This is a genomic window from Halopseudomonas xinjiangensis (assembly GCF_900104945.1).
Lineage (GTDB): Bacteria > Pseudomonadota > Gammaproteobacteria > Pseudomonadales > Pseudomonadaceae > Halopseudomonas > Halopseudomonas xinjiangensis.
The window spans coordinates 2996014-3015323 of the sequence record NZ_LT629736.1 but is presented as its reverse complement, the minus strand read 5'-3'; the positions used below and the strand labels follow the sequence as shown (position 1 = coordinate 3015323).

General features: G+C 62.4%; 20 protein-coding genes. 9 read left to right on the top strand and 11 right to left on the bottom strand.

Annotation, left to right across the window (positions count from 1 at the left end; genetic code table 11):
• Window positions 1-17: 17 nt before the first annotated feature.
• The 3 genes from spoT to gmk form a co-directional block, all read right to left on the bottom strand.
• Entirely contained in the window at window positions 18-2159 is a 2142-nt protein-coding gene (gene spoT / locus BLT85_RS14130) for a bifunctional GTP diphosphokinase/guanosine-3',5'-bis pyrophosphate 3'-pyrophosphohydrolase (protein WP_093396026.1), read from the bottom strand.
• A 63-nt stretch (window positions 2160-2222) separates the two neighbouring features.
• Window positions 2223-2480 (bottom strand): DNA-directed RNA polymerase subunit omega, encoded by a 258-nt coding sequence (gene rpoZ, locus BLT85_RS14125; RefSeq protein ID WP_093396023.1) that lies wholly within the window; start codon window positions 2478-2480, stop codon window positions 2223-2225.
• Window positions 2481-2544: 64 nt separating this feature from the next.
• Window positions 2545-3183, bottom strand: a complete 639-nt coding sequence (gmk, locus tag BLT85_RS14120; protein ID WP_093396020.1) for a guanylate kinase — start codon at window positions 3181-3183, stop codon at window positions 2545-2547.
• A gap of 127 nt (window positions 3184-3310) precedes the next feature.
• Between gmk and BLT85_RS14115 the strand changes: the two genes are divergently transcribed.
• The gene (locus BLT85_RS14115) at window positions 3311-4573 is read left to right on the top strand and encodes a DUF2254 domain-containing protein (protein WP_093396017.1); all 1263 of its coding nucleotides are present in this window, start codon (window positions 3311-3313) and stop codon (window positions 4571-4573) included.
• A 148-nt stretch (window positions 4574-4721) separates the two neighbouring features.
• Entirely contained in the window at window positions 4722-6665 is a 1944-nt protein-coding gene (locus tag BLT85_RS14110) for a methyl-accepting chemotaxis protein (protein WP_093396014.1), read from the top strand.
• 23 nt (window positions 6666-6688) lie between these two features.
• Here BLT85_RS14110 and BLT85_RS14105 read toward each other — a convergent pair whose 3' ends face one another.
• Both BLT85_RS14105 and BLT85_RS14100 read right to left on the bottom strand, forming a co-directional pair.
• A complete protein-coding gene (locus BLT85_RS14105) occupies window positions 6689-7639 on the bottom strand; it encodes a hypothetical protein (RefSeq protein WP_093396011.1) in 951 nt (316 codons plus the stop codon).
• 147 nt (window positions 7640-7786) lie between these two features.
• A complete protein-coding gene (locus BLT85_RS14100) occupies window positions 7787-8653 on the bottom strand; it encodes a YicC/YloC family endoribonuclease (protein WP_093397791.1) in 867 nt (288 codons plus the stop codon).
• Window positions 8654-8778: 125 nt separating this feature from the next.
• Between BLT85_RS14100 and rph the strand changes: the two genes are divergently transcribed.
• On the top strand, window positions 8779-9501 hold the full coding sequence (rph, locus tag BLT85_RS14095; RefSeq protein ID WP_093396008.1) for a ribonuclease PH: 723 nt from the start codon (window positions 8779-8781) through the stop codon (window positions 9499-9501).
• Window positions 9502-9565: 64 nt separating this feature from the next.
• Window positions 9566-9940 carry a DUF4870 domain-containing protein gene (locus BLT85_RS14090; RefSeq protein WP_093396005.1) on the top strand — a complete coding sequence of 125 codons (375 nt, stop codon included), beginning with the start codon at window positions 9566-9568 and terminating at the stop codon, window positions 9938-9940.
• Window positions 9941-10072: 132 nt separating this feature from the next.
• On the opposite strand, the gene BLT85_RS14085 is transcribed toward BLT85_RS14090, so the two are convergent.
• Window positions 10073-10852, bottom strand: coding sequence for an exodeoxyribonuclease III (locus tag BLT85_RS14085; protein ID WP_093396002.1), 780 nt, complete (start codon window positions 10850-10852; stop codon window positions 10073-10075).
• Window positions 10853-10921: 69 nt separating this feature from the next.
• Here BLT85_RS14085 and pyrE point away from each other — a divergent pair, with 69 nt between their 5' ends.
• Window positions 10922-11566, top strand: coding sequence for an orotate phosphoribosyltransferase (gene pyrE / locus BLT85_RS14080; RefSeq protein ID WP_093395999.1), 645 nt, complete (start codon window positions 10922-10924; stop codon window positions 11564-11566).
• A gap of 43 nt (window positions 11567-11609) precedes the next feature.
• Window positions 11610-12212 (top strand): DUF4124 domain-containing protein, encoded by a 603-nt coding sequence (locus BLT85_RS14075; protein ID WP_093395995.1) that lies wholly within the window; start codon window positions 11610-11612, stop codon window positions 12210-12212.
• A gap of 17 nt (window positions 12213-12229) precedes the next feature.
• Here BLT85_RS14075 and BLT85_RS14070 read toward each other — a convergent pair whose 3' ends face one another.
• Genes BLT85_RS14070 through coaBC form a run of 5 tightly spaced genes read right to left on the bottom strand, consistent with a single transcriptional unit; the run spans window position 12230 to window position 17814 of the window.
• Entirely contained in the window at window positions 12230-12673 is a 444-nt protein-coding gene (locus BLT85_RS14070; RefSeq protein ID WP_093395992.1) for an acyl-CoA thioesterase, read from the bottom strand.
• A 2-nt stretch (window positions 12674-12675) separates the two neighbouring features.
• A complete protein-coding gene (gene argB / locus BLT85_RS14065; protein WP_093395989.1) occupies window positions 12676-13578 on the bottom strand; it encodes an acetylglutamate kinase in 903 nt (300 codons plus the stop codon).
• Window positions 13579-13598: 20 nt separating this feature from the next.
• Window positions 13599-16106 (bottom strand): phosphomannomutase/phosphoglucomutase, encoded by a 2508-nt coding sequence (locus BLT85_RS16965; protein ID WP_093395986.1) that lies wholly within the window; start codon window positions 16104-16106, stop codon window positions 13599-13601.
• A 32-nt stretch (window positions 16107-16138) separates the two neighbouring features.
• Window positions 16139-16594, bottom strand: coding sequence for a dUTP diphosphatase (dut, locus tag BLT85_RS14055; protein ID WP_093395983.1), 456 nt, complete (start codon window positions 16592-16594; stop codon window positions 16139-16141).
• Window positions 16595-16608: 14 nt separating this feature from the next.
• Complete coding sequence (gene coaBC, locus BLT85_RS14050) at window positions 16609-17814, bottom strand: bifunctional phosphopantothenoylcysteine decarboxylase/phosphopantothenate--cysteine ligase CoaBC (protein WP_093395980.1); 1206 nt, start codon at window positions 17812-17814, stop codon at window positions 16609-16611.
• Between the two features lie 186 nt (window positions 17815-18000).
• Between coaBC and radC the strand changes: the two genes are divergently transcribed.
• The 3 genes from radC (at window position 18001) to rpmG (ending at window position 19263) form a co-directional block, all read left to right on the top strand.
• Window positions 18001-18675 (top strand): RadC family protein, encoded by a 675-nt coding sequence (gene radC, locus BLT85_RS14045; protein ID WP_093395978.1) that lies wholly within the window; start codon window positions 18001-18003, stop codon window positions 18673-18675.
• Between the two features lie 184 nt (window positions 18676-18859).
• Entirely contained in the window at window positions 18860-19096 is a 237-nt protein-coding gene (gene rpmB / locus BLT85_RS14040; RefSeq protein WP_093395975.1) for a 50S ribosomal protein L28, read from the top strand.
• An 11-nt stretch (window positions 19097-19107) separates the two neighbouring features.
• The gene (rpmG, locus tag BLT85_RS14035; protein WP_003464575.1) at window positions 19108-19263 is read left to right on the top strand and encodes a 50S ribosomal protein L33; all 156 of its coding nucleotides are present in this window, start codon (window positions 19108-19110) and stop codon (window positions 19261-19263) included.
• Window positions 19264-19310: the final 47 nt, after the last annotated feature.

The following is a 19310-nucleotide window of genomic DNA, read 5'->3' as shown; positions in this document are numbered from 1 at the left end:
GTTTGCTCCGGATCGGATCAGTTTTTCAGTCGGGTGATGCGCAGCACGCCGCTCAACACACGGATACGCTTGATCAGTTGGGAAAGGTGCAGGCGGTCGCGTACGCGCACCACCAGCTGAACGACGCTGGTGCGGCCGTCGCGCTCGTCGACGCTGATCTTGTCGATACTTGCGTCGGCCATGGTGATACCGGTGGCCAGCTGCGCGATGATGCCGCGCTCGTGCTCCAGCTCGACGCGAAGCTCAACAGTAAATTCGCCGGTCACGTCCTTGTCCCAGGTGAGATGCAGTATGTTCTCGTCGCTATGACGGTTGTCTGCGAGGTTCTTGCAGTTTTCCTGGTGAATCACCATACCCTTGCCGGAGGAGAGGTAGCCGACGATCGGATCCCCCGGGATCGGGTTGCAGCAGCGCGCGAAGCTGACCACCAGGCCCTCGGTGCCGCGGATCGCCAGCGGCATCTCGCGAATCTGCGCATCGTCCGGCTCGGCGACCTTCGCCGCCTCGATCTCGCCGCTGCTTTCGCTGGCCAGCAGGCGACGCGCGACCACGTAGGCCATGCGATTGCCCAGCCCGATGTCGGCGAGCAGTTCTTCCAGGCTGTCCATGCCGCAATCTTCCAGCACCTGGTGCACGCGAGGCTGCGGTATGTCGCTGAGGGTAGTGTCGAAGCTGACCAGTACCTTCTCCAGCAGCCGCTCGCCCAGTGCGATGGATTCGGAATGGCGCTGGTGCTTGAGGAAGTGACGGATGTTGCTGCGCGCCTTGCCGGTGATGACGAAGCTCAGCCAGGCTGGGTTCGGCCGCGCACCGGGCGCGGTGATGATCTCGACGGTCTGCCCGCTCTGTAGCGGTTCGGAAAGGGGTGCCAGGCGCCGGTTGACGCGGCAGGCGATGCAGCTATTGCCTACATCGGTATGCACGGCGTAGGCGAAGTCGACCGGGGTCGAGCCCTTCGGAAGCTCCATGATCCGCCCCTTGGGCGTGAAAATGTAGACTTCGTCCGGGAACAGGTCGATCTTGACGTTCTCGATGAACTCCAGCGAGTTACCCGCGCGCTGTTGCAGCTCCAGTACGCTCTTCAGCCACTGGCGGGTGCGCGCGTGATTGCCGTTGATCACGTCTTCCTTGGATTTATACACCCAGTGCGCGGCAATGCCGTTGTTGGCCAGCTCTTCCATCTCCTCGGTGCGGATCTGGATTTCGATGGGCACGCCATGCATGCCGAACAGCGTGGTGTGCAGCGACTGATAGCCGTTCGCCTTGGGAATCGCGATGTAATCCTTGAAGCGTCCCGGGAACGGCTTGTAGAGGTTATGTACTGCACCGAGCGCGCGATAGCAGGTGTCGGCCTTGTCGACGATGATGCGGAACGCGTACACGTCCATGATCTCGTTGAACGACTTTCGCTTGCCGCGCATCTTTTGATAGATGCCGAACAGATGCTTCTCGCGACCGATCACGCGGCCTGGGATCCCTTCGCGCTCCAGGCAGGTTTGCAGCGTGTCGAGGATTTTGCTCAGCAGTTCCTTGCGATTGCCCCGGGCGCTGCGCACTGCGCGGTCGATCAACTGCGCGCGCATCGGGTACATGGCCTTGAAGCCGAGGTCTTCGAACTCGGTGCTCAGGCTGTGCATGCCCAGGCGGTTGGCAATCGGTGCGTAGATCTCCAGCGTTTCTTTGGCGATGCGTCGGCGCTTCTCGCCAGACAGGGCACCCAGGGTGCGCATGTTGTGTAGCCGGTCGGCCAGCTTCACCAGGATGACGCGGATGTCCCGCGCCATGGCGAGGGCCATCTTCTGGAAGTTTTCCGCCTGCGCCTCGGCCTTAGTCTCGAAGGTCATCTGGGTCAGCTTGCTGACACCATCAACCAGCTCGGCAACCGTGTCGCCAAACTGCGAGATAAGCGCGTCTTTGGGGATGCCGGTGTCTTCGATGACATCGTGCAGCATGGCCGCCATCAGGCTCTGATGATCCATGTGCATGCCGGCGAGAATGCCGGCTACGGCTAGCGGGTGGGTAACGTAGGGTTCGCCACTACGCCGGGTCTGGCCATCATGGGCCTGCTCGGCGTAGAAATAGGCGCGCCGGACCAGGTTGACCTGATCCGGTTCGAGATAGTCGCCGAGTCGCTCGGCAAACACTTCTATTGCAGACATGCAAGGCTCCTGAGCCCGGCGGAACGGGCCATCACCTGCGGCACGCACGTCCTGCGCAAGCCCTTACTCCGCCAGATCGGATTCCAGCGAGTACAGCGGCTCCTGCTGATCCTGAATGGCTTCCTCGGCGAGAATCTCGTTGGTGACCAGGCCGGCGGCGATTTCGCGCAGGGCGACCACGGTGGGCTTGTCATTTTCCCAGGCGACCTTCGGGTCCTTCCCGCCAGTGGCGATCTGACGCGAACGCTTGGTGGCCAGCATGACCAGCTCGAAACGGTTTTCTACGTTATCCAGGCAGTCTTCAACGGTGACGCGAGCCATGGGTGTACTCCGGAACTTACTTGAGAATCGGGTGCGCTCCAACCGGAGCGCGGGACCTGACAGTCTACTGGCTGGCCACGCGTTCTGACAAGAGTGCGTCCAGCAGTGTCCGATGACGGTCCTGCTGGCGGGCGAAGCTGAGCCGGCCGGCGCGGAGGATCGCCTTGAGGTCCTCCAATGCGGTCTGGAAGCAGTCGTTGATGACCAGGAAATCGTATTCGACGCAGTGGCTCATTTCGCTGACCGCCTCGGCCATGCGCCGGTCGATGACGCTGGAATCGTCCTGCCCGCGATTGGTCAGCCGCTCGCGAAGATCCTTCTGACTGGGAGGCAGAATGAAGATCGAGCGCGCCTGCGGTAAGGCGCGGCGAACCTGCTCGGCGCCCTGCCAGTCGATCTCCAGGATCAGATCGTGGCCCTCGGCGAGCGTCTTTTCGACGGTGCTCTGCGAGGTGCCATAGAGATTGCCGAAGACTTCGGCGTGCTCGAGGAAATCGCCGTGGCCGACCAGCTCGAGAAAGGTCTCCCGGCTGGTGAAGTGATAATTCACACCGTCTATTTCGCCGGGGCGCATCGACCGGGTGGTGTGGGAAACCGACACGCGTACGGTCTCGATCTGATCGAGCAACGCCTTGACCAGGCTGGTCTTGCCTGCGCCGGAAGGGGCGGAAATGATGTACAGCGTGCCGGTGGCTTGGGTCATTTCGGGTGGCTCTCGCGGGGCGGCCTGCGGTGAAAAGGACGCAGTATAAAGTCAATCGTCAGGCTCGTCATGGACACTGGCGGCATTTCGCCGGTCTATTGAGCTGAACCGGGACCGGGAAGGCGAAATGATTTCGAAATGGCAGTGGTTGTTGGCACAGATCGGCCGCACATTGTGGATACGGGCTTCGTTGTTCGCCCTGCTAGGCGTCGGAGCGGCACTGCTGGCGATTGCCGCGGAGCGACTCTATCCGGGCGAGGCGCCGATGGATCTCGGGGCCGAGGCCGTCAATGACATTCTCGATATCCTCGCGACCAGCATGCTGGCGGTTACCACGTTTTCCTTGACGGTAATGGTGTCGGCGTACGGTTCCGCTACAGCAAACATCGCGCCGCGTGCCACCCGTCTGCTCATGCAGGACACCACCACGCAGAACGTGCTCGGCACTTTCCTTGGATCTTTCCTGTTCTCGCTGGTGGGCATCATCGCCCTGCATACCGAGGTCTACGGCACCCGCGGGCGACTGGTCCTGTTTCTCTTCAGCCTGCTGGTCGTCGCGCTCATCGCCATCACCATGCTGCGCTGGATCGAGCATCTTTCCAGCTTCGGTCAGATGGCAGACACCACTGAGCGAGTCGAAGCCGCCATTGTCAGGGCGATTTGCAGCCGTGTGGATCATCCCTCGGCGGGTACCAGCATACTGTTCGATCCGCACACGGAAATCCCTCCCGAAGCGACGCCGGTCTACCCGGACCAGGTGGGCTACGTGATGCATATCGATATTCAGGGGCTGGATGAATGGGCCTGCGAGAATCAGGGGCAGGTTTACATCACCAGTCCGCCGGGAAGCTTTGTGCACCGGCCGGAGCCGCTGGCCTGGATCATGCCGCCATGTGAGGAGGTGTCGAAAGATGTCTGTCAGTGCTTCACCCTGGGGAAGGAGCGGTCGTTCGATCAGGACCCTCGCTACGGAATGGCGGTGATGTCGGATATCGCCTCGCGCGCGCTGTCTCCCGGCGTCAACGATCAGGGTACCGCGATCGACGTGCTCGGACGCGTGGTGCGGGTGCTGACCTACTGGTCCGAAGGCGAGGAGCTTGGTCCGCTCGGTACGATGCAGCGCCGCCGGGTACACGTTCCGCCTACCGAACTGGGCGATCTGTTCGACGAAATGTTCACGCCCATCGCCCGCGACGGTGCGGGGACAATGGAAGTGCAGGTAAAACTGCACGAGGCCCTGCGCATGCTGGCGCAATACGGCAGTGCCTACCGCAGCAATGCCCAGCGGCATACCCGGCTGGCCCTGCTGCGAGCCGAGCGGGCATTGCAGCTCGACGAGGACAAGGCTCGGGTTAGACAGCTCGCGGAGCGGACTCTAAGTCTCTGCTGAGTCGGGGTGTCACTTTTCGGTAATGGCACTGCAACATTGCGGCGATACGCTTTGACCGTCCCTTGCCGAGATTATCCGGAGGCGAGCGAGACACGGATTTTTCGCCGGTAAGCGAGCTGCGCTGCCGGCCGTCGCTGCGAGCCCCGTCATGAAGCGTGTCCTGACTCTTATCATCGCTGTCTGCGTTCTCGGCCTGAGTTTCCAGGTCCTGCTCACCCTGCACAATATGCGTTCGCTGACGCGCACGCTGGAGTCCGAGTACACCGCCTCGGTCGACTTCTACAAGGCGACCGTCAAGGCGGGCGAGTCGCTACGTGAGGTGAGCCTGCTCGGGTATCAGCTGACCAGCGCACGCACCGAGGCCGATCTGCAGAATTTCATCGCTCGTACCGAGGCGCAGTTCCTGCTACTTGGCGAGCGCCTGGACGCGCTCGATGCGCCGCGCTGGGCGGCGTTCAAGACCCTTCCGCTCTCTGCGTTCCTCGATGTCAAGCCGGGGCAGGAAGGCGAGCAGGAACAAACGATGGGCGACCTGCTGCAGCAGATCCGCGTCAACGCACAAGGAGCGGAAGGCATCTATCAGGTCATGCGTGACCTGAGCGTACAGCGGTTGCCGCTGCAAGCGAGCCTGTCGGCTTCCTTACCTGCCCTCGGCGGCGCGCTGGTGGATACGCTTCCTCTCGCCGAACTTGCGGCGAACTATGGGCGCCTGGTGGAAGGCGCCGTGCTGGTCGCGATGAGCGATTCACGTTACAGCTTGCGCAAGGGCCTGAAGCACGTCGAGGCTGGCAGCACCGGGCTGGCAGAGCTGTCGGCCGAGCAGCAAACCGTGCTGACCGACCTGCAGGCGCTGACCGCGAGCATTGCCGCTGATAAAGAACAGCTCCTGGCAAGCGAAACCAATCCTGCCGCGTTCGCGCTGAACTTCGACCTGGCGCTGAAGAGTATCGCCAGGCTCGAAGAGGCGGTGAACGCCATGTTGATGACTCAGCAGGCGCAGCTGATCGCGCAGGCTGATCGAACCGTCAGCCAGTTGATCATGGCTGCGGTTGCCATCGTCGCCCTGGTCGTGCTGATCAGCTTCGCGCTGGGTCGCAGCCTGACCAGGCGCATCAACCAGGTCGTCGTCGGGCTGAGCGCCATCGCCCAGGGCAGCGGTGACCTGAAGGCGGCGCTGCCGGTGCGTGGCAATGACGAGCTTGCCGCGCTGGCGCGATCGTTCAACCGCATCATCGAGAAGCTGCATGGCAGTTTCGTGGTGCTTGAGCAGCAGGTCGGCGCGGTCTCGGAGCAGTCCCGTCAATCGAAGGCGGCCAGCGCGCGGGCGTCGGAGCACATGGACGAGCAACTGGCCGAGGTGGAACAGCTGGCCCGCGCCATGGCTGAGATGAGCGATGCCGCGGGCAGCGTCGCGGCCAGCGCTGAATCGGGTTCCGCCACGGCCCTGGAATCGGAGCAACGGGCCAAGCTGGGCAAGCAGGTCGTGGATCAGACCGTGGCGTCGATTTCCGAGTTGTCGTCCAGCTTCAGTGCAGTGCACGGCGTGGTCGAGCGGCTGGGAACCTATAGCCGTGATATCGGCGCGGTGATCGACGTGATCCAGAGCGTGTCCGACCAGACCAATCTGCTGGCGTTGAACGCGGCCATCGAGGCCGCCAGGGCAGGAGAGCAGGGGCGTGGGTTTTCGGTAGTAGCCGAGGAAGTTCGTGCCCTGGCGGCGCGGACCCGGCGGGCGACCGAGCAGGTCGAACTCACCATCATCGCGCTACAGGAGGCTACTCGCGAAACGGTCAGTGCGATGGAGCAGGCTGAACGGAACAGACTGCATAGCGTCGACAGCGCCAGGGCATCCGGCGCGGAGCTGGACTGCATCACCGAAGCGTTCCGCACCATGACCACGATGAATCTGCAGATCGCCGCGGCCGCCGAGCAACAGCGCCGCGCCGCAGCCGACATCAACGGCAACATCGAAACGATTCGCGCCCTGGCCGGCTCGACACAGGCGCATGCCAGTGAAAGCCAGGCGAGCGCCGAGCAGCTGGCGGCCAGCGTGGAGAAGGCCATGGGCATCCTGGGCGAGTTCGCTACCTGACTCGTTTGTCGGCTGCTCCGGCCTCAGAGAATCTCCACGCCCTCGCACTTGTAGTCGCCGATGAACAGGTCCTCTTGCAGCACCTCGCCGTCGAGGTTGAAGCAGAACAGGTAGCTCTCGGTGCGCTCGCCGACTTCGACGCTTTTCAGCGCCACGCATTCGTTTGGATGCCCGGGCAGAATCTTGAAGGACGAAACGCCGCGGTCCGGATAGCAGGTGCCCACGGTCAGGGTTCGTATGTCGCTGAAATCTTCGTTGGCGATCACCAGCAGGTTCGAGCCGCACTCGGTCTCGTCGATGGCCTCATCGAAGGGTTGGCTCGACACCTTGCGCGGGAAGAACAGCCATTCACGGCGGTACGGGTGCCATTCCGCAGCTTCGTGAATCACATAGCCGTGATCGCCGACACCCAGCGCCTCGCGCATCCGCTGATAGCGCTCGCTCCAGTCGACGCTGGCCAGCCCGTAGTCCCCTTCGAGTATCTTCACCCATTCTTCCTCGGGCTTCTTCCCGTGACTACCAATCACCAGCTGATCGCCGTAGAGCGTCGCCCATTCGCTCTTGAAGCCCTTGAAGCGCTCGTCGCCGCTGCCGGTCATGAGGATCTGCCTGGGTATCAGCTTGTTCTCGTCGCGGATCTCGCAGACCAGCCCGGTGCGATCGTCGAATGTAACCAAGCGGCTGCCGAACAGCACCAGCTCGGAAAATTCTGCGCCGCGCCCGCCTTCGGACACCAGGCTGATCAGCTGGTGCTCGCCCCCCTGTTCGGCGGGGATCTCCTCGAATCCGAAGCGTGCCTGGCCAGAGGCGTCCGGCGCATGGCGAAACAGGCGGTCGTAGCGCAGCGTGGAGCTCCAGGCCACCTGACCATCGTCCAGCTCGACCTGAGAGGCGTGATCCTCGTCGGTAATGATTGCCAGGGTGTATTGGTTGACCGAGCTGTCGTAGCGTTCGAGGCGTCGGGTATCGCGCATGTTGGTTCACCTGCATGTCGATGACGGATCGGCGGGAGCGCCGTTGCCACGTTGGACGAGATGACGCCTCAGGCGTTCCGCAGGGCAGGGCGGCAGGAAAGGGGGGCGAGACGGCCGGAGCTCAGCGGGCGTCCGGCGCCGCGGGGATCATTCGATATTCTGAACCTGCTCGCGCATCTGTTCGATATACACCTTGAGATCGACTGCCGCCTGGGTGCTGCGCGTATCGATGGCCTTCGAGCCGAGCGTATTGGCCTCGCGATTGAATTCCTGCATGAGGAAGTCCAGCCGGCGTCCCATCGCCTCGCCACCGGCGAGAATCCTGCGAGTTTCGGCGACGTGCGTATCGAGGCGATCAAGTTCTTCGGCCACGTCGATCTTTTGCGCCAGCAGGACGACTTCCTGCTCGATGCGCTGACTGTCCACGTCCAGCCCGGTCTCGGCGATGCGATCGAGGAGTTTCTGCCGGTGCGCGACCAGCAGCTGCGGCATCATTTCGCGCAGGGTTGCCACGCGCTCGGCGATGGCGTCCAGCCTTTCCTCGAGCAGCTTGCGCATCTCGGCGCCTTCACGCGCGCGCTGCTCGATCAACTCCTGCAATGCGCGATCGAAGAGCTTGCGAGCCTGCTGGATGAGCCCGTTGTCATCCGGCTCGGAGCTGGTCAGTACACCCGGCCAGGCAAGCAGCTCCAGCGGATTGACCCGCGCCGGATTGACCATATTGAGGCTCAGCTGCTGCGCGGCAGCGATAAGCTGGTCCACCAGAGGCTGATTGAGGTCGAGTCGGGCACCGCCCGCGGCGGTGGGATTGAAACGCAGCGTACATTCGACCTTGCCCCGGCCGAGCTGCTTGCGCAGCCGCTCCCGCAGCGGGCCTTCCAGTTCGCGGAACGCCTCCGGCAGGCGCAGGCTAGGCTCGAGATAACGATGGTTGACCGAGCGCATCTCCCACGCCAGGTTGCCCCGGTCCGTGCTGAGTTCGCAGCGAGAGAAAGCGGTCATGCTGTACACCATCATTGGCCTCATCGTCCTGTTCCATGTGGCGGCATTGTACTCCTGCGGCTTGAAGCGGGTACAGCCGGGTCGGGTCTGGTCGCGTATACTGGCGGCCACATACACGCAGTACACAAGGATTCATGATGAGCAAACGACCCAGCGGCCGCGAAGCCGACCAGATGCGCCAGGTGACCATCACCCGCGGCTACACCAAGCATGCCGAGGGTTCGGTGCTGGTGGAGTTCGGCGACACCAAGGTCATCTGCACCGCCAGCGTCGAGGCGGGCGTGCCACGCTTCCTGCGGGGGTCGGGCCAGGGCTGGATCACCGCCGAGTACGGCATGCTGCCGCGCGCCACGGGTGAGCGCATGCAGCGTGAAGCGAGCAAGGGCAAGCAGGGCGGGCGTACGCTGGAGATTCAGCGACTCATCGGCCGTTCCTTGCGCGCAGCGGTCGATCTGCGCAGCATCGGAGAGAACACCATCCACCTGGATTGCGATGTCATCCAGGCCGACGGTGGTACCCGTACCGCTTCCATCACCGGTGCCTGCGTGGCGCTGGTCGATGCGCTGCGCGTGCTGAAAAAGCGTGGGTCGATCAAGAAGGTGCCAGCCGTGCAGATGATCGCCGCGGTGTCGGTCGGCATCTACCAGGGCGAGCCGGTGCTGGATCTGGATTATCTGGAAGATTCGGCAGCCGACACCGACCTCAACGTGGTCATGACCGACAAGGGCGGCTTCATCGAAGTTCAGGGCACTGCCGAAGCAGCCCCGTTCAGCGCCGATGAACTCAATGCTATGCTGGCGCTGGCCAGGCAGGGAATCGAGCAGCTGTTCGCCATGCAGGCGGCTGCGCTGGAAGACTAGGCGCACCGAGGGGATGCTTCCGGGCCGGCCTCATAACGAAAGCCTACCGAAGGACAGAGCGCATATGACAGACGAACTGGAGCAATCCCCGCTTATCACCCCCGATCCCGAAGCGCGCAAGTGGGCGTTGTTCGCCCATCTCAGCGGCTTTCTCGGTTGCCTGATTCCGATGGGCAATCTGATCGGGCCGTTGCTGGTCTGGCAACTGAAGAAGGATCAGCATCCGTTCATCGATGACCAGGGCAAGGAAGCGCTCAACTTCCAGATCACGGTCACCATCGCCGCGTTGATCTGTCTGCTCCTGATGCTGATCGTCATCGGCTTGCTGCTGATCTGGGTCGTGGCCATCGGTGCGGTGGTGCTGATGATCATTGCGGCGATCAAGGCCAACGAGGGGCAGGCGTACCGCTACCCGTTCTGCTGGCGGATCATCAAGTAAACCCGGGCGACAAGCTACGAGCTACCAGCGGGCAAGCTGCCCCTGCGGGAGGCAGTCTTGCCACGATCGTCGTCAGCGAGCGGCATGCCTGGCCTGGAAACGCGGCGAGGCTCGTTACGTTTGCCGTTTGTGTTAGATGCTCAGCGTCCAGTCATAGTCGATGATGACTGGCGCGTGTTCGGAGAAGCGGACCTTGCGCGGAATCTGTGCATTCTTCACGAAGCGTCGCAGGCCCGGGGTAAGGAACTGGTAGTCGAAGCGCAGCCCGAGATTGAGATCCTGGGCTTGCTCGCTGTCCGGCCACCAGCTGTATAGATCCGACTCGCGGGTGACCTCGCGCAGCGCATCGACATAACCCATGTTGCCGAATATCTCGTCCATCCAGGCCCGTTCCGGCGCCATGAACCCCGGCTGATGCTGACAGTCCCGCCAGTTCTTCACATCCAGTTTCAGATGCGCCACATGCAGCGAGCCGCAGTAGATGAATTCACGGCGCTTGCGGCGCTGCTTGTTCAGATAGCCGGTGAACTCGTTCATGAACTTGAATTTCTGGTTCAGGTCGGCATCGCCGTTGCGTCCGGAAGGCAGCAGCAGGCAGCCGATACTGACCTTGTCGAAGTCGGCCTGGATGAAGCGCCCGTAACGGTCGGCCAGCTCGAAGCCGAGCCCCATGATGATCGCCTTCGGCTGAATCTTGGTGTAGATGGCAACGCCACCCTGGCTGGGCACTTCCGCCTCGAAGCAGTACTGCCAGTAACCGTCGATCCAGTACGGGTCCTGCTCCAATTCGGGGGCGGTAACGCGAATGTCCTGCAGGCAGATGACATCGGCATCCTGCGTGCGTAGCCAGTCGAACAGACCCCGGGCCGAAGCGGCCTCGACGCCATTGAGATTCAGACTGATTATTCGCATGCATGGCTCCCCTGAAATCGAGCGTGTATGATAACCGAGCTTGCGGGTTTTTTGTTAGACGAGGGTGGGATGCAAGAATATCAACGAGAGTTCATTCGTTTTGCGCTTGATCGGGACGTCCTGCGCTTCGGCGAGTTCACCCTCAAATCCGGCCGCAAAAGTCCGTACTTTTTCAATGCGGGGCTGTTCAATGACGGTACCTCGCTTGGACGGTTGGCGCGTTACTACGCGCAGGCTTTCATCCATAGCGAACTGGACGAAGTGGACGTTATTTTCGGACCGGCCTATAAAGGAATTCCGCTTGCAGCCGTTACTTCGGTAGCACTGGCGGAAAGCTTCGATCGCAATCTGCCGTATTGTTTCAACCGCAAGGAAGCCAAGGATCATGGCGAAGGCGGATCGCTGGTAGGCGCTCCGCTGCAGGGTCGGGTGTTGATCATCGATGACGTGATCACCGCAGGCACTGCGGTACGTGAAGTGATGGAAATCATCCGCGCCGCCGGAGCTACTCCGGCCGCTGTGATGATCGCGTTGAATCGAGAAGAGCGTGGCCAGGGTCAGCTGTCGGCCATCCAGGAAGTCGAACGTGATTTCGGTATTCCGGTGATCAGCATCGTGTCGCTTACCCAGGTCCTGTCGTTCCTCGAAGAGGATGCCGAGCTGCGTCACCACTTGCCTGCCGTGCAGGCGTATCGGGCGCAGTACGGAATTTGAATTAGACCATGAGCGTCAGGCTCCAGGATGGGGTATCCGGATTATGCGCAAGCTGCTGTGCTGGGTAGGTCTCGGTCTGTTGGGCAGTCTGCCCGCTCTGGCGCAGGCGGAGCTCTATCGCTACGTCGACGACCGAGGGACAACCGTTCTCGATAGCCGCGTGCCGGCTGAATTCGTCAGTCGCGGCTACGAAGTGCTCGACGCCCAGGGCCGAGTGAAGCAGGTGATCCCCGCCGCGCCGACCCGCGAAGAGCGAGAAGCGACTCGTCGGGCTCGGGCCGATCAGGAACGTCAGCGCGCTTCCGATGCCACCTTGCTGCGCCTCTACAGTAGCCCGACCGATCTTGATCGAGCGCACCAGCGGCAGATCACCCAGATCGAAAACCTCATCACCACGACTGAAGGCAACATCGCCGCATTGCGCGATCAGCGTGACGAGCTGCAGGCGCGTGCCGCTGCCCAAGAGCGTGCGGGCCGCCAGGTCGATCCGCAGCTGATCAGTGAATTGAGCGGTGTGGACGCTGAAGTGCTGCGTCTGCAGCGGATGATCGCCAGCAAGCGCGATGAGATTATCGACGTCAATCAGGCCTTTGCCCGTCAACGGGATCGGCTGGTCGCGCTGATCGGCGACCTTCAGCCTCAGTAGCCGGATGCGCCGAGCGGCTACTTCGCCGCATCCTCCGGCGCGGTCCGCTCATAGCCTTTCACTGCCTCACGGAATGTCGCCGGAATCGGCTTCGGTCGGCGAGTCTGCTGATCGGCGTATACGTAAGTAATTTCCCCGGTCAGCAAGAGTGTGTCGTCGCGATAGATGCCGATGACGAACAGCATGCTCGAGTTGCCCAGGCGAGCGATGCGCACATGCACATCCAGCAGGTCGTCATTTTCCGCAGGCGAGCGGTATTCGAGAAGGGTACGCACAGCGAAGAAGTCACCGCCCTTGGCGCCGGTATCGCCACCGCCGCTTGCAGTCAGCGCACGGAAGTATTCGGTGATGCCAATGTCCGCATAGGTCAGGTAGTGACCATTGAAGACGATGCCCTGCATGTCGACTTCCGACCAGCGCACGCGCAACTGGTGGCAGAGACTGAAATCTTCGCGCTGCATAGTCACTCCGGTTGCTGATTGGTGATCAGAGTGCCGACCCCGGCATTGGTGAAAACTTCCAGCAGCACTGCATTGGGTACGCGCCCGTCGACGATGATCGCACTGCCGACACCGCCCTGTACTGCGTCCAGCGCACAACGGATCTTCGGCAGCATACCGCCGTAGATGGTGCCGTCCTCGATCAGCGCATCGACCTGGGACGTGGTCAGGCCGGTCAGAACCTTGCCTTCCTTGTCCATCAGCCCGGCGATGTTGGTCAGCAGCATCAGTTTTTCGGCCTTCAGGGCCTCCGCCACCTTGCCTGCTACCAGATCGGCGTTGATATTGTACGAGGCACCATCCGAGCCGACGCCAATCGGCGCGATGACAGGGATGTAGTCATCGGAGACCAGGGCGTTGATCAGCTTGATGTTGACCGATTCCACTTCGCCTACCTGGCCAATGTCGATGATTTCCGGCTTGTCCATGCCGGGCGTGCGCCGACTGACCTTGAGGCGCCGCGCCTTGATCAGGCCCGCATCCTTGCCGGTCAGACCGATGGCGCTGCCGCCGGCCTGGTTGATCAGGTTGACGATGTCCTTGTTCACCGAACCGCCGAGCACCATTTCCACAACGTCCATGGTTTTCGCGTCGGTCACGCGCATGCCTTCGATGAACTCGCTCTGGATGTTCAGCCGCTTGAGCAGGTCGCCGATCTGCGGCCCGCCGCCGTGCACCACCACCGGGTTGATGCCGACCGTTTTCATCAGCACGATATCGCGCGCGAAGCTGTTTTTCAGCTCTTCGCTTTCCATGGCGTTTCCGCCGTACTTGATGACGATGGTCTTGCCGGTGAAGCGTTGGATGTAGGGCAGCGCCTCGGTCAGGACTCTGGATACCTGGGCGGCGGCTTCGCGGCTCAACATGTAGGAATATCTCCTGGCGGTCAGAAAGTCAGTTCAAGATCAGGGGCAACGGCGGCCAACTGATCGCGGAATAATTGTTGGACAGCCTCCAGCTCCTGAGGTTTATCCGCTTCGAATCGCAGCACCAGCATCGGCGTGGTGTTCGAGGCGCGAACCAGACCCCAGCTCGACGGATAGTCGACGCGTATGCCGTCGATGCCTGTCAGCTTGCCCTGTCCCCAGTCGGCGTTCTTGCGCAACGCTTCGATCAGCTCGAACTTGCGCGCTTCGCCCACGGTGACATTGATCTCCGGCGTGGTCAGCCCGGACCGATATTCTGCCATCAGCTCGGCGCTGGAAACGCCCTGCGGCTGAACCGAGAGAATTTCGAGAACGCGGCAAGCGCTGTACAGCCCGTCATCGAAACCGTACCAGCGCTCCTTGAAGAAAATATGGCCGCTCATCTCTCCACCGAGCGGTGCCCCGGTTTCCTGCATCTTGGCCTTGATCATCGAATGGCCGGACTTCCACATCACCGGACGTCCACCGACGCGGCTGATCAGCGCCGGCAGGCGACGGCTGCACTTGATGTCGAAGACGATATCGGCACCCGGCTGACGGGTCAGCACGTCCTCGGCGAGCAGCATCAGCAGTCGATCGGAGTCGATGATCTCGCCGTCGCTGGTGACCACACCCAGACGGTCGGCATCGCCATCGAAAGCCAGGCCAATGTCCGCTTCATGCTGGCGGACCTGGGCAATGAGTTCTGCCAGGTTCTCTGCCTTGCCCGGGTCCGGATGATGATTGGGGAAAGTACCGTCCACATCGCAATACAGCGCGATGACGGTGCAGCCGAGCTCCTCGAAAAGTGCCTGAGCGACGACGCCGGCGACGCCATTGCCGCAGTCGATGACCACCTTGAGCGGCCGAGCCAGTGCCACGTCGTCGACGATACGCTGTACATAGGCGGGCAGCAGGTCCAGCTGTTCGCGGCTTCCTGCTCCGGCAGTCAGGTCGTTTTGCCTGAGGCGGGTGTGCAGCGCCTGGATGCGCTCGTCAGCCAGCGTCTGACCGGCAATGACCACCTTCAACCCGTTGTAGTCGGCCGGGTTGTGACTGCCGGTGAGCATCACGCCCGAGGTGGCGTCCGTGGTTGCCGTGGCGAAGTAGACGACGGGCGTGGGAACCATTCCCAGATCGACCACCTCGCAGCCTGATTCCATCAAGCCGCGGATCAATTGTTCGCCGAGGACGGGGCCGGACAGTCGCCCGTCGCGTCCCACAGCGATCCGCGGTTGCCCTGCAGCGATGGTTTCGCTGCCGATGCTGCGTCCGAGCCAGTACAGGAAGTCTTCGGTGAGTGTACGACCGACCACGCCGCGGATGTCGTAGGCGCGGAAGATTTCCGCCGGCAGCTGGGGAATGCTCGGCGCGGCGGGCTGATTGCCGGCCATGTCGAACGGATCCTCGCCATCGAGGATGTCGATATCGAGTATTTCCGGTTCGTTCGATACGGGGCGAGCGGCGGGCTTCGCGCTGGCGGCGGCGGCAGCCGGCTCGCGGACGACTTCCGGGTTGGGCCCGAGCTTCTGACCGCTACGGCTGGCCAGACGCATGATGCTCTGGCCGACCGGTTCAAGCGGCCCGAGCTTGAGTCCCGCGGCCTTGTGTCCGAGCGTAAGCTGATTGAGCGTGCCAGCGTCGGCCTGCAAGGTGCGCGTCCATTCGCGCTGCAGCCAGAGCAGGCTGGCCAGCGCGCCGGCCAGAGCCAGCAACGCAGCCCCGGCGAGCCACAGCGGATTGATCAGGCCGGATACCAGCGCGCTTCCTGGGGTGAATTCGATGAACCAGGCGGGGTTGTCGGTCGGGAGGCGAATGGCTTCGCCGGAGCCGCTGCCACGCTGGATCAGGCGCTGTTCGGGCGCAGCGGGGAACTGTTGAATGAGCGTCACTGCGCCGGCTTCTGGCGGGAGCGGCGGTAGTGCAGAGGCCAATCGCTCGATATCGAACACCACCATCAGGGTCCCGCCGATGCTGGCGTTCGGTGTGGCACGAAGCGGGCGCGCGGCGTAGACCTTCCACTCACCATTGACCTGATGCGCCTCGAGCGGCACGGGCATGCCACGTTCGGCGCGGCGGATCATGTCCAGTGCGGCGAAGCTGAGCGGCGCCTGGCTATCCTCGACGGGCTGCGCCTGGCCGGGCAGGTGCGCATAGACCGCCAGGCTGTCGGCATACATGTAGCGCATCAGGCGCTGGAGCGTCGGGCTGGTGCCCTGTTGCAGGGTGACTTGCAATTGCGGATTGGCTGCGGCGGTCTCGATATCCGCTTCGATCTGCGCCACCGCCTGGTTCAGTGCGCCTGCCTGTTGGCTGGCGTAGGCCTGAGCCATGTCGCGCTCGTAACGCTGGTTGCTTGGCCCGAACAGCGCCGCCCAGATCAGTGCCGCGGCGGCGGCGATTCCGGCAAGGGCGAGCAACAGCGGCAAGAGGGTGCTGGGCAGGGCGGATGATGACCCTGAATCCTCGGAAGATCTCTTGAGCTTCATTTCCGTAACGCCTCCCTGCTTCGAATTATTGTTCAGTGACTGCCAGTATGACCGAATCCGCCGGCCCCGCGCGTGCTGTCGTCGAACGAGTCGACAATATCGATACGTGCCTGCAGAACCGGCACCAGTACCAATTGAGCGATGCGTTCGCCGGGCTCGATGGTGAATGCCGTCTGCCCGCGATTCCAGCAGGAAACCATCAGCTCGCCCTGGTAGTCCGAGTCGATCAGTCCGACCAGATTGCCGAGGACGATGCCGTGTTTGTGACCCAGTCCCGACCGTGGCAGGATCAATGCAGCCAGGCCGGGATCGGCAATGTGAATAGCCAGGCCCGTCGGTAGCAGTTGCGTCTGTCCGGGCTCCAGCGTCAGTGGTTGCTCGAGCATGGCGCGCAGGTCCAGGCCGGCCGAGCCCTGCGTGGCATAGGCCGGCAGCGGCCACTGGTCGCCCAGACGGGCATCGAGAATGCGGGCTCTGAGAGCGTGCATGGCAGTCCTTGTTGTTATGCGTTCAGCTTGTCGGCAATAAAAGCGACGATCTGCCTGGCCAGCTTCTGTTTGCTCGCCTGCGGCAGCGCCTGGGGTTTCAGGCTGCGATCGATCAGCGTGACCGCGTTATCGTCGCTGTTGAATCCGATTGATGTCGAACTGACATCATTGGCGATTATCAGTTCCAGATTCTTGCGCTGCAACTTGTCCGTCGCGTAGCCCAGCACGTCGTGGGTCTCCGCGGCGAAGCCTACGCACCAGGGCCGCTGCGGGTGATTGGCGAGCGTGGCGAGTATGTCGGGGTTGCGCACCAGCTCCAGCGTCATGCCGGCATCGGAACCGGGCTCCTTTTTCAGCTTGCTCTCGGCACAGGTGACAGGCCGGTAATCGGCCACGGCCGCCGAGCCGATGAAAAGGTCTGCCGGCAGCGCGGCTTCGCAGGCAGCAAGCATCTCGACGGCGGTGATGACATCGACGCGCTCGACGCGCGGCGGTGTCGGCAGATTGACCGGACCGGCTACCAGCGTCACGCGAGCACCGGCTTCGGCGGCCGCCTCGGCCAGCGCAAAGCCCATCTTCCCGGAGCTGTGATTGGATATGTAGCGTACTGGGTCGATCGCCTCGCGGGTCGGACCGGCATTGATCAGCACGTGCCGCCCTGCAAGCAGGCCGCGCTCGAAGCATTCGGCCGAGCGGGCGGCAATCTCGGCAGGTTCGAGCATTCGGCCCGGACCGACGTCGCCACAGGCTTGTTGCCCGGCAGCCGGGCCAAAGACTTTCACATCGCGCTGGAGTAACAGGGAAAGGTTGGCTTGGGTAGCGGGGTCGCGCCACATGGCCTGGTTCATCGCTGGTGCAATCGCCACCTGCGCATCGGTGGCCAGCACCAGAGTGGTCAGCAGGTCATCCCCGCGTCCCTGCGCCAGACGCGCCATCAGGTCGGCGGTAGCCGGGGCAATCAGTACCAGGTCTGCCCAGCGAGCCAGTTCGATGTGTCCCATCGCGGCTTCCGCGGCGGGGTCGAGCAGATCGCCGTGCACCGGATGTCCCGACAGAGCCTGCAGCGTAAGCGGGGTGATGAATTCGCGGGCAGCCTGGGTCATCACCACCCGAACCTGAGCGCCTGCGTCGCGCAGGCGCCGGACCAGTTCCGCGCTCTTGTAGGCAGCGATTCCGCCGCTCACGCCCAGCACCACCTGCTTGTTCAACAACCGCTGCATGCTTCGCTCCCAACGTGCGGCGCCATGCCGTCCGGGCGCCATCGAATGCTCGCTAAGATAGCATAGGGGCGGTCAGCTGGCGCTGCTTTCAGAGGGTCGACCCGAGCGGTCCGCCGGCCTATACTCGGCGCTCCGCACACAGGCACGAACAGGAAGTACGTGCCGGCATTTGCAAGGATTCTGCCCATGCCGATCACCGACTGGCCACTAGCCGAGCGGCCCCGTGAAAAACTCCTGAAGCAGGGCGCCGCCGCTCTGTCCGATGCCGAATTGCTGGCGATTTTTCTGCGTACCGGCGTGCCCGGGCGCAGTGCCGTGGATCTGGCGCGGGATCTGCTCGCCGGTTTCGGCAGCCTTCGCGCGCTGGTGCAGGCCGACCTCACTCAGTTTTGCCGGCACGCCGGTCTCGGCCCGGCAAAGTTCGTGCAATTGCAGGCAGTGATGGAAATGGCGCGGCGCCATCTATACGAAGACCTGCAGCGAGGCGATGCATTGACGTCCCCCGGCGCGGTGCGCACGTATCTGCGCAGCCGGTTGATGAGCTTGCCGCACGAGGTGTTCGCCTGCCTGTTCCTGGATAACCAGCACCGGGTGATCGCTTTTGAAGAGTTGTTTCGCGGCACGCTGGACAGCGCCAGCGTGTATCCGCGGGAAGTGGTCAAGCGGGCGTTGGCTTTGAACGCCGCTGCGCTCATCCTCACGCATAACCATCCGTCGGGCGTCGCCGAGCCGAGCCAGGCGGACCTGATGCTTACCAGACGCCTGCGTGAATCGCTGGCGACAGTGGATATACGGGTGCTGGATCATCTGGTTGTTGGAGACGGCGAGCCGGTATCCTTCGCCGAAAGGGGATTGCTGTGATGGAAAAGCATTGCCTGTCGGGGCGGGTTTTGGTATAAAGCTCCGCTCTTCTCGGGGCTGCGCCCGCTTCGCCATATTTTGGCGCTGCAAGGTAGCGCTTGTTTCCATCGCCCCGGCTGGACAACAGATTCTTTTATGGCTTCCAACCAGTTCGGGTTGGGCAAGTGGTTGGAGAGGGTTAACCATGTCTCGAGTATGTCAAGTGACCGGCAAGGGTCCGGTGACTGGGAACAATGTTTCCCACGCTAACAACAGAACCAAGCGTCGTTTTCTGCCTAACCTGCAGCACCATCGCTTCTGGGTTGAGTCGGAAAAGCGCTTCGTACGTCTGCGCACCTCTGCCAAGGGCATGCGCATCATCGACAAGCGCGGCATCGAAGTAGTGCTGGCCGAGCTGCGCGCCCGCGGCGAAAAAGTTTAAGGAGCAGAACCATGCGTGAATTGATTCGTTTGGTATCTTCTGCCGGTACTGGTCACTTCTACACTACCGACAAGAACAAGCGCACCACCCCGGACAAGATCGAAATCAAGAAATTTGATCCGGTTGTTCGCAAGCACGTGATGTACAAGGAAGCCAAGATCAAATAAGGTCTTGCTCCCAATAAAAAACCCGCCTTGTGCGGGTTTTTTATTGT